The sequence below is a fragment of the Streptomyces sp. SID3212 genome (assembly GCF_009865405.1).
In the GTDB taxonomy this organism is placed as follows: Bacteria; Actinomycetota; Actinomycetes; order Streptomycetales; family Streptomycetaceae; genus Streptomyces.
This window is the reverse complement of sequence record NZ_WWJY01000792.1, coordinates 1-9920: the sequence shown is the minus strand read 5'-3', so window position 1 is coordinate 9920 and position 9920 is coordinate 1. Positions and strand designations below refer to the sequence as shown.

At 71.9% G+C, this 9920-nt stretch carries 9 protein-coding genes; 2 read left to right on the top strand and 7 right to left on the bottom strand.

Annotated elements, in window-relative coordinates; all coding sequences use genetic code 11:
- Positions 1–52: 52 nt before the first annotated feature.
- The 3 genes from GT042_RS23980 to GT042_RS23970 all read right to left on the bottom strand — a co-directional run bounded on the left by GT042_RS23980 (position 53) and on the right by GT042_RS23970 (position 1877).
- Complete coding sequence (locus GT042_RS23980; RefSeq protein WP_237531113.1) at positions 53–817, bottom strand: class I SAM-dependent methyltransferase; 765 nt, start codon at positions 815–817, stop codon at positions 53–55.
- 149 nt (positions 818–966) lie between these two features.
- Complete coding sequence (locus GT042_RS23975; RefSeq protein ID WP_161310802.1) at positions 967–1431, bottom strand: hypothetical protein; 465 nt, start codon at positions 1429–1431, stop codon at positions 967–969.
- A 185-nt stretch (positions 1432–1616) separates the two neighbouring features.
- A complete protein-coding gene (locus GT042_RS23970; protein ID WP_237531114.1) occupies positions 1617–1877 on the bottom strand; it encodes an SH3 domain-containing protein in 261 nt (86 codons plus the stop codon).
- Positions 1878–2127: 250 nt separating this feature from the next.
- Between GT042_RS23970 and GT042_RS23965 the strand changes: the two genes are divergently transcribed.
- Complete coding sequence (locus tag GT042_RS23965) at positions 2128–4311, top strand: serine/threonine-protein kinase (protein ID WP_161310797.1); 2184 nt, start codon at positions 2128–2130, stop codon at positions 4309–4311.
- A 105-nt stretch (positions 4312–4416) separates the two neighbouring features.
- On the opposite strand, the gene ilvD is transcribed toward GT042_RS23965, so the two are convergent.
- From ilvD to GT042_RS23945, 4 genes are all read right to left on the bottom strand, one after another.
- The gene (gene ilvD, locus GT042_RS23960; RefSeq protein ID WP_161310796.1) at positions 4417–6267 is read right to left on the bottom strand and encodes a dihydroxy-acid dehydratase; all 1851 of its coding nucleotides are present in this window, start codon (positions 6265–6267) and stop codon (positions 4417–4419) included.
- A gap of 140 nt (positions 6268–6407) precedes the next feature.
- Entirely contained in the window at positions 6408–7055 is a 648-nt protein-coding gene (locus GT042_RS23955; RefSeq protein WP_161310795.1) for a TetR family transcriptional regulator, read from the bottom strand.
- A complete protein-coding gene (locus GT042_RS23950; protein ID WP_345943892.1) occupies positions 7052–7948 on the bottom strand; it encodes a sugar phosphate isomerase/epimerase in 897 nt (298 codons plus the stop codon). The genes GT042_RS23955 and GT042_RS23950 overlap by 4 nt, the downstream gene beginning before the upstream one ends.
- A 19-nt stretch (positions 7949–7967) precedes the next feature.
- Positions 7968–8903, bottom strand: coding sequence for a Ppx/GppA phosphatase family protein (locus GT042_RS23945; RefSeq protein WP_161310794.1), 936 nt, complete (start codon positions 8901–8903; stop codon positions 7968–7970).
- Positions 8904–8942: 39 nt separating this feature from the next.
- On the opposite strand from GT042_RS23945, the gene GT042_RS23940 reads away from it, so the two are divergent.
- Entirely contained in the window at positions 8943–9854 is a 912-nt protein-coding gene (locus tag GT042_RS23940) for a hypothetical protein (protein WP_345943891.1), read from the top strand.
- Positions 9855–9920: the final 66 nt, after the last annotated feature.

The following is a 9920-nucleotide window of genomic DNA, read 5'->3' as shown; positions in this document are numbered from 1 at the left end:
GTCCTGTCCGGCAGATGTCCTGTCCGGCAGATGTCCTGTCCGGCTTTCGCGTCTACCGGGAAGACGACCCGGGAGGCCGGAACGTGAGGGTCAACTCCACCACGTACGACTCCTCCACCGTCCCGTCGGGGAAATGCCTCAGCAGTTCGTCGCGCTCCCGGTCGAGGAAGGCGGTCGTGGCCTCGTCCCCCAGCACACGGAAGACGGAGTGGCTGCCCAGGTTGTCCAGGTGGGTGGCCAGCGGGACGCGGCGGGACCAGGGCACCCGCCGCCGTACGGTCTCCGGCCCCGTCGGCAGGTGCCGGTCGCGCTCTCCCGTGCCGTGGGCGCCGTGCGCCGCGTCGCCCGCCTCCTCCCGCAGCCGGGTGTCCTGTTCGGCGATCCAGGGCACGGCGCGGTCGGAGACGTTCCACCACAGGGCCAGCGCGCCGCCGGGCCGCAGCACCCGCATCGCCTCGGGGAGGGAGCGGGCCGGGTCGGTCCAGTGCCAGGCCTGGGCGTACGTGATGAGGTCGGCGGAGGCGTCGGCGAGGGGCAGCGCGTCGCCGAAGCCGCGTACGAGCCGTACGTCGGGGAGGGAGAGCCGCAGCCGGGCCGCCATCCCGGGGCCGGGTTCGACGGCCACGACGTGCGCGCCGCGCTCCCGCAGCAGCCGGGTGGCGATCCCGGTGCCCGCGCCGATGTCCACCACCCGCGAGCCGCGCAGCGGGCGGCCGGTCACGGCCTCGATCGTGTCGAAGAGGGCGGGCGGATAGCCGGGGCGGGCGGTGTCGTACTGCTCGGCGACGGCGTCGAAGGACAGGGCGCGCTCGTTCATACGGCACATCCTGTCCTGAGCCGCGTTTCCCGAGCCACGTTTTTCGGGCCCGCGTTTCCCGGACCACGTATCCCGGGCCGCGTATCCCAGGCCGCGTATCCCGGGCCGCGTTTCCCAGTCCGCTTTTCCCGGGCCGCGCCGGCCACCTTCTAGCGGCGTTTAGGGCGGCGGCCCTTGGTGGTACTGCGGGCCGCCGGATTGCCGGTACGGGCGGACCTGCGGCGTGCGTACTCGGTGACCGCCGTCTCGTACTCGCGGCGCCGCAGGCCCTCGCCCGGGGCCTCGGTGAGTGAGCGCACGAAGTACGCGAGCAGCGAGCCGACAAAGCCGATCATCTTGAGACTGCGCAGGGACGCGTCCCGGTCCGGATCGGCCGGGCGGCGCGAGAAGCCCGTCCACGTCTGGCGGAACGCGAGCACACCGCACACCGCGAACATCACCACCAGCAGCACGTCCACGAAGCCGCCGACGCCCGCGATCGCCAGCCCCTCGTACGCGAAGTTCAGCACGAAACACGCCGCCACCGCGGCGGCCAGCGAGCCGACGGCCGCGCCGACACGCCGGAGACCGTAGCCGCCGTCGTGGCCGAGCCAGGTCGTGCCGAAGAAGGGCAGCGTCTCGGGCTCGGGACCGCCGGCGGGGGCGGTGGCCGAGGTGGCCGCCGCAGCGGCCTTCGCCTCGGTGGGGCGCTCGGGTCGTTCGGTGTGCTCGCTCACGGGATCGAGTATCCCTGGTCCCTGGCCGGATCCCGCCGTACGCACGGTGACCTTGGTGTCACCGTGCGCACGGAGCGGCGGCGTCAGGAGCAGTGCGGCGCCACGTACCCGTCGGACCCCGTGTGGACGTACGAGTCCGAGACGAACTGACCGTTCGCGATGCAGTCCCAGAGGTTGCTCGTCCCGTACGGCCCCGAGATCCACTCCCCCGGCTTCTGGCAGTTGATCGGCACACTCGCGCCGTACGCCAGCACCCGCACGATCTGGTAGTTCGTCCCCGGCCCGCTGCGGACGTTCACCCGGTAGCCCGGCGCGACCGGGTACCGCGTGGCCGTCGCCGCCATCGTCTCCACGGCCGGTTCCGGAATCGCCGCCGCGGTCGGTTCCACCAGCGCCACGGCCGGCTCGGCGGCCGCCCCGCCCGTCACGTCCCCCGCCACCGGAGTGTTCTCCGCCTCTTCGATCGACATTCGTCCTCCCCCATTGAAGGTGCGCACCCTGCGCCGCGCAGGCTAGCAACCCGTGGCTGGATCGCACGCATCATCGACTAGGCTCCGTGCGTCGCGCTTGCGCACGAACACACGGGGGTGGGCGATGCCACCACTGCGCAACACCGGGCAGGCCCCGGAAGCGGAGCGTCCGGAATACGCCGGTCGCTACCTGCTCGAATCCGACCTGGGTTCGGGTGGAATGGGTGCGGTCCATCTGGCCACATCCGCTTCGGGGTTGCGCCTGGCCGTCAAGATCATTCACTCCCACCACGCCTCGGATCCCGAGTTCAGAGCCCGTTTCCGGCAGGAGATCACGGCCGCCCGCCGGGTCAGCGGCGCGTTCACCGCGCCCGTCGTGGACGCCGACCCGGAAGCCGAACGGCCGTGGATGGCCACGCTGTTCATCGACGGCCCCACCCTGTCCGAGCGGGTGAAGCGGAGCGGGCCGTTGAGTACGGACGAGCTGATCCAGCTCGGTGCGGGCCTGGCGGAGGGGCTGCGGGACATCCACCGGGCCGGTGTGGTCCACCGCGACCTCAAGCCCAGCAACGTCCTGCTCGCGGCGGACGGACCCAAGGTCATCGACTTCGGCATCTCGCGTCCGACGGACAGTGATCTGCACACGGAGACAGGCCGGTTGATCGGCACGCCGCCGTTCATGGCGCCGGAGCAGTTCCAGCGACCGCGTGAAGTCGGCCCGGCCGCCGACGTGTTCGCGATGGGCGCGGTGCTCGTCCACGCGGCGACCGGCAAGGGGCCCTTCGACTCGGACAGCCCGTACATCGTCGCGTACCAGGTCGTGCACGACGAACCGGACCTGTCGGGCGTGCCCGAGCGCGTCCAGCCGCTCGTCGCCCGCTGCCTGGCGAAGGAGCCGGCCGACCGGCCGACGCCCGACGAGCTGATGGCCGCGCTGCGTACGGACCGGAAGGGCACGGCGACCGCGCTCGTACCGCCGAGCCGGGGGCCCAGGACCGGTGGCGGCGACGACCCGACCCCCACCACGCATCCCAAGGCCGGCCGGTCCCGCGGCGGCCGTCCGTGGACCGTGCTGTCCCTCAACCGGCGCCGCCCGCGCGCCCGTTGGGCCGCGATCGCCGCCGTCCTTGCCGTGACGGCGGGTGCGGGCCTGGTGGGGATGCACGCGGCGGACGACGGGCACGGGCCGGGGCCCGCGACAACCCGCCCCGGCCAAGCGGACTCCGCGGAGCGGAAGTTCCGCCCCTGGGACCTCCAACTGCGCGGCGGCACGGGCGAGAACCGCATACCCTCCTGCGCGGCGGACGGTACGGGCGTCTACTGCGCGGCTCCGGGCATCAAGGCGGCCCGGATCGATCCCCTGAACGGCCACCTCGACTGGTCGAAGAAGAGCACCGATACCACGCCGGACAGCGTGGGCGGGGCGGCTCCCGTCCTGTCGGGCGGCCTCCTGCACGTGATCACCGGGAACGGCGGCCGTCTGGAGGCGCTCGACCCCGCCTCCGGCGCGAAGCGCTGGGACGCCGACCTCTCCTCGTACCCCGTCGTCCGCCACGCGGGTGACTCGGTCCTGCTCGTGGCCGACGACGGCATGGTCCGCTCCCTCGACAGCCGGACGGGCGAGGAACGCTGGACGGAGCCGCGCGGCGGACCGGGCTCGCTCTGGGTGGGAACGGACGGCGGAGGCTCCGGACCGAACAGCGGTCTGTTCGCCGTGACGGCGTCCTCCGACGGTACGTCCACGCAGGTCAGCGCGGTCGATCCGACGACCGGCGCCCTGCGCTGGGAGAAGCGGGTCACCGGCACGCTGACCCCGGTGTCCGTGTCGGACGGCGCGCTGTTCCTGCTCGCCGGCAATCTCGACAGCATGACGGTCGGAGTCGTACGGCTGGACACGGCGACCCGGGACGTACGGCGCGTCCCGCTCTCCTCACCGCTCGACCAGGCCCAGGCCACCGTCGCCGGGGACACCGTCTACCTCATCGGCTACTCGGGATCGCTGGCGGCCGTGCGGACCAAGGGGAACGGGGCCGCCGAGCGCTGGCGCCTGGAGACCTCCGTCGCGTGGACGTCGGCCCCCGTGGTCCTGGACGGCCGGCTCTACCTCAGCGCGGGGGACGGGCGGCTGCTCGCGGTGGACGCGCGGCGTGGCGTGCTGGTGGGCGAGACGAAGCCCCGTATGGACGACGGGCGGCACACGTTCACGGCGACGCTGGCCGCGCCGGTCGCCGTACCGGGCCGGGTGTACGCGAGCGCCCCCGACGGTTCCGTCTTCGCCGTCGACAGCCGCGACCCCTCGCGCTGGTGACGCGCGGCACCTGACGGCACCGAGGCGCCCGCCGACAACGACGACTGTGGGCCCTGTCCCCGGAAACCTCGGGGGACAGGGCCCACAGCCGTATCGAAAGACCGGTCAGCCCAGCCGGGAGACGTCCCGCACCGCGCCCTTGTCCGCGCTCGTCGCCATCGCCGCGTACGCCCGCAGCGCCGCCGAGACCTTGCGCTCGCGGCCGACCGGCGCGTACACCCCGCCGAGAGCCGCCCGCCGGGTCTCCAACTCCTCGTCCGGGACGAGCAGTTCGATCGAGCGGTTCGGGATGTCGATCCGGATCCGGTCGCCGTCGTGGACCAGCGCGATCGTGCCGCCCGACGCCGCCTCCGGCGACGCGTGCCCGATCGACAGCCCCGACGTACCGCCGGAGAAGCGGCCGTCGGTGACGAGCGCGCACGCCTTGCCGAGGCCGCGTCCCTTCAAGTACGAGGTGGGGTAGAGCATTTCCTGCATCCCGGGGCCGCCACGCGGACCCTCGTACCGGATGACGATCACATCGCCCTCCGCGATCTCCTTGCGGAGGATCTTCTCCACGGCCTCGTCCTGCGACTCGCAGACGACGGCCGGGCCCTCGAAGGTCCAGATCGACTCGTCCACGCCGGCCGTCTTCACCACACAGCCGTCGACGGCGAGGTTGCCCTTGAGGACCGCGAGTCCGCCGTCCTTGCTGTACGCGTGTGCCACGTCGCGGATGCAGCCGCCCGCCGCGTCCGTGTCGAGGGTGTCCCAGCGCTCGGACTGCGAGAAGGCCTCGGCGGAGCGGACGCAGCCGGGCGCCGCGTGCCACAGCTCGACGGCCTCCTCGGACGGCGAGCCGCCGCGCACGTCCCACGTCTCCAGCCACGGCTTGATGCCGGGCGAGTGGACGGTGTGCACGTCCTCGTGGAGCAGTCCGCCGCGGTACAGCTCACCGAGGATGGCGGGGATGCCGCCGGCGCGGTGGATGTCCTCCATGTAGTACGTGCCCCCGGGGGCGACGTTCGGCGCGACCTTGGCCAGGCACGGGACGCGGCGCGAGACGGCGTCGATGTCGGCGAGGTCGTAGTCCAGCTCGGCCTCCTGCGCGGCGGCGAGGAGGTGCAGGATCGTGTTGGTCGAGCCGCCCATGGCGATGTCGAGGGCCATGGCGTTGTCGAAGGCGGCGCGGGTGGCGATGGCGCGGGGCAGGACGGACGCGTCGTCCTGCTCGTAGTAGCGCTTGGTGATCTCGACGACCGTGCGGCCCGCGTTCTCGTACAGCGCCTTGCGGGCGGTGTGGGTGGCGAGCACCGAGCCGTTGCCGGGCAGCGACAGGCCCATGGCCTCGGTCAGGCAGTTCATCGAGTTGGCGGTGAACATGCCGGAACAGGAGCCGCAGGTCGGGCAGGCGTTCTCCTCGATACGGAGGATGTCCTCGTCCGAGACCGACTCGTTGACGGCGTCCGAGATCGCGTTGATCAGGTCGAGCTTGCGGACCGTACCGTCGACCAGGGTCGCCCGGCCGGCCTCCATCGGGCCGCCGGAGACGAAGACCGTGGGGATGTTGAGGCGCAGGGCGGCGTTCAGCATGCCCGGGGTGATCTTGTCGCAGTTGGAGATGCAGATCAGCGCGTCCGCGCAGTGCGCCTCGACCATGTACTCGACGGAGTCGGCGATCAGGTCGCGGGACGGCAGGCTGTAGAGCATGCCGCCGTGGCCCATCGCGATGCCGTCGTCCACGGCGATCGTGTTGAACTCGCGCGGCACGGCGCCCGCGGCCTTGATCGCCTCGGAGACGATCCGGCCGACCGGGGCGAGGTGGGTGTGCCCGGGGACGAACTCGGTGAAGGAGTTGGCCACGGCGATGATCGGCTTGCCGATGTCCGCGCTCGCCACCCCGGACGCCCGCATCAGGGCACGTGCGCCTGCCATGTTCCGGCCGTGGGTGACCGTGCGGGACCTCAGCTCGGGCATCGTCGCTCGCTCCTTCGGTGAATCCTCGGATCGGGGGTCGAAAATGACTGTCTACGAGCGTACGCCCCGGCTCCAGGATCTGGACAGGTTGTCCGCAATACGGAACGACTGCCCACTTTCCGGTCACGCGGCCTTTCCGGTCACGCCTTCGCTCGGGCGCCCGCGTCCGCGCCCGGGTCGGCATCCGTCAGGTACCGCTGGAGCGTCGGCGCCACCATCGCCACGATCTCCTCGGGAGCCACCGAAGCGAGCGGCTCCGCCTGGATCACGTAGCGCAGGAACATGATCCCGACCATCTGCGACGCGGCCAGCTCCGCGCGGAACGTCGGGTTCGGTACGTCCAGCTCCTCCGCGATCCGCTCCAGGATCCGTTGCAGCACGAACGTACGCAGGATCTTCGCCGCCGCGTCGTGCGTCAGCGCGGACCGGATGATCGCGAGGAGGGGCGCCCGGCTCACCGGGTTCTCCCACACGCCCAGGAAAAACCGGGCCAGCCGCTCGCCGAGCCCTTCCGGGCCGCCGGCCAGCAGCTTCGGCACCAGCAGGGCGGGCTCGAAGGAGACCTCGACGGCGGCGCCGAAGACCTCGTCCTTCGTACCGAAGTAGTGGTGCACGAGGGCCGGGTCGACACCGGCGGCCTTGGCGATGCCCCGTACGGACGTCTTGTCGTAGCCGCTCTCGGCGAATTCCGTACGGGCGGCCTCCAGGATCATCTCCCGGGTGCCGGGGCCGGTCGCGGACCGGTCGCGCGCGGGGCGTCCGCGGCGGCGCGGAGCCGTGTCGGTCATGAAGGACGCGCCCCCGCCGAGGAAGAGGAAGAGGAGGACGGAGTCACAGGAGGGGCCACGGTCCCGGCCGATGCCGACGCCGACGCCGATGACGACGCCAGATGCAGCCGCGTGAACGCCAGCGCCTCCGCCAGATCGGACTCGCGCTCGGCCGACGACATCGCGCGCCGGGTGTTGACCTCGATCACCACATGCCCGTCGAAGGCGCTGCCCGCGAGGTTCTCCAGCAGCTCGGCGCAGGGCTGCGTGCCGCGCCCCGGCACCAGGTGCTCGTCCTTCGCCGAGCCGTTGCCGTCCGCGAGGTGGACGTGCCCCAGCCGGTCGCCCATCCGCCCGGCCATCTCCAGGGCGTCGTTGCGGGCGGTCGCGGTGTGCGAGAGGTCGATGGTGAAGTGCCGGTAGTCGTCCTTGGTGACGTCCCAGTCGGGGGCGTACGCGAGCATCTCGCGGTCCCGGTACCGCCACGGGTACATGTTCTCGACCGCGAACCGTACGTCCGTCTCGTCCGCCATCCGCCAGATGCCCTCGACGAAGTCACGCGCGTACTGGCGCTGCCAGCGGAACGGCGGATGGACCACCACCGTCGACGCGCCGAGCTTCTCGGCCGCCGCCCTGGCCCGCCGGAGCTTCACCCACGGGTCGGTCGACCAGACCCGCTGCGTGATGAGCAGGCAGGGAGCGTGCACCGCGAGTATCGGGACCCCGTGATGGTCGGAGAGGCGGCGCAGCGCCTCGATGTCCTGGCTGACGGGATCGGTCCAGACCATGACCTCGACACCGTCGTAGCCCAGGCGCGCGGCGATCTCGAAAGCCGTCGCCGTGGACTCGGGATAGACCGAGGCCGTCGACAGGGCGACCTTCGCATCCGGGATGCGCACCACTGGTTCTGCCACGGAGACAGCGTACGGGCCGTCACCGGGTGGTCGGGAGATGATCCAGCCGGTTCAGGATGACGCCCTCGCGCAGCGCCCAGGGGCAGATCTCCAGCACCTCGACCCCCAGGAGATCCATCGCGCCCTCCGCGACGAGCGCTCCCGCCAGCAGTTGCGCGGATCTGCCCTCGGAGACACCGGGCAGCGCGGCGCGCCGGAGCGTGGTCATCCCGGCGAGCTTCGGAACCCACTCCTCCAGTGACGAACGACTCAGTTCGCGCTGTACGTAGAGCCCCTCGGCGGAGCGCGCCGCGCCGGCGATCCTGGCGAGCTGGCGGAAGGTCTTGGAGGTCGCGACGACGTGGTCGGGCTTGCCGAACCGCGCGAATTCTCCGACGGTACGGGCGATCTCGGCGCGCACGTGGCGGCGCAGCGCCCGTACCGCCTGGGGGTCGGGGGGATCGCCGGGCAGCCAGCCCGCGGTGAGGCGGCCCGCGCCGAGCGGGAGCGAGACCGTGGCGTCCGGCTCCTCGTCCAGGCCGAACGCGATCTCCAGGGAGCCGCCGCCGATGTCCAGGACCAGCAGTTTCCCGGCGGACCAGCCGAACCAGCGGCGGGCGGCGAGGAAGGTCAGCCGGGCCTCCTGGCGGCCGGTGAGGACCTCAAGATCCACCCCGGTCTCGGCCTTGACGCGCCCGAGGACCAGATCGGCGTTGCTGGCCTCCCGTACGGCGGAGGTCGCGAACGCCAGCACGTCCTCGCAGCCCTTGTCCTCGGCGGCCTGGAGCGCTCCGGCGACCGTCGTCACGAGGCGGTCGAGGCCGACAGGCCCGATCGCGCCGTCGGCGTCGAGCAGTTCGGCGAGCCGCAGCTCGGCCTTGTGCGAATACGCGGGCAGCGGGCGGGCGCCGCGGTGGGCGTCCACCGCCAGCAGATGAACGGTGTTCGAACCGACGTCGAGGACTCCGAGTCTCATGGACCGAACGCTACTGCCGCCGCGGCATACGCTGGACCCGTGCCAAAGACGAAAAAGGCGAAGCCGGGCAAAGCCGCGGTCAAGGTCCAGGACACCGTTCCCCAGGACGCCGTTTCCGCTGAGAGCGCGCGGACGCACCCCGATACGAAGTACCAGCAACTGGAGGCGCACAAGGACCTGGCGGGCGCGCGGGGTGTCCCCGACGAGAAGGGCATCGACTTCGCCCGCGCGTGGGTGGAGTTCCCCGATCCGGCGGACGAGGACCAGGTCTTCCGCTGCGACCTGACGTGGCTGACCTCGCGGTGGTCGTGCATCTTCGGCAGCGGCTGCCAGGGCATCCAGGCGGGCCGCGCGGACGACGGGTGCTGCACGCTGGGCGCGCACTTCTCCGACAAGGACGACGAGAAGCGGGTCGCGGGGCATGTGGCGCGGCTGACGCCGGAGCAGTGGCAGTTCCACGAGGAGGGCACGGCGGGCGGCGGCTGGACCCAGACCGACGAGGACGGCGAACGCCAGACGCGCCGCTGGAACGGCTCGTGCATCTTCCAGAACCGCCCCGGTTTCGCGGGCGGCGCGGGCTGCTCGCTCCACATCCTGGCGCTGTCCGAGGGCCGGGAGCCCCTGGAGACGAAGCCGGACGTGTGCTGGCAGCTGCCGGTGCGGCGCACGTACGACTGGATCGAGCGGCCCGACGACACGAAGGTGCTCCAGGTGTCGATCGGGGAGTACGACCGGCGGGGGTGGGGGTCGGGGGGGCACGACCTGCACTGGTGGTGTACGTCGGCGACGTCTGCGCATGGGGCGGGGGAGCCGGTGTTCCGTACGTATGCGCCTGAGCTTACGGAGCTGATGGGGGTGGAGGGGTACGAGGCGTTGGTCGCGCTGTGTGAGGTTCGTCTGGCGGGTGAGTTGCCGTTGCTCGCGCCGCATCCGGCGGATCCGGGTTCGTAGCGTCTGGCGGGTGTCCGTTGGGCTTGTTTGTTTGTCCTCAATCGCCGGACGGGCTTCGTTTGTGGC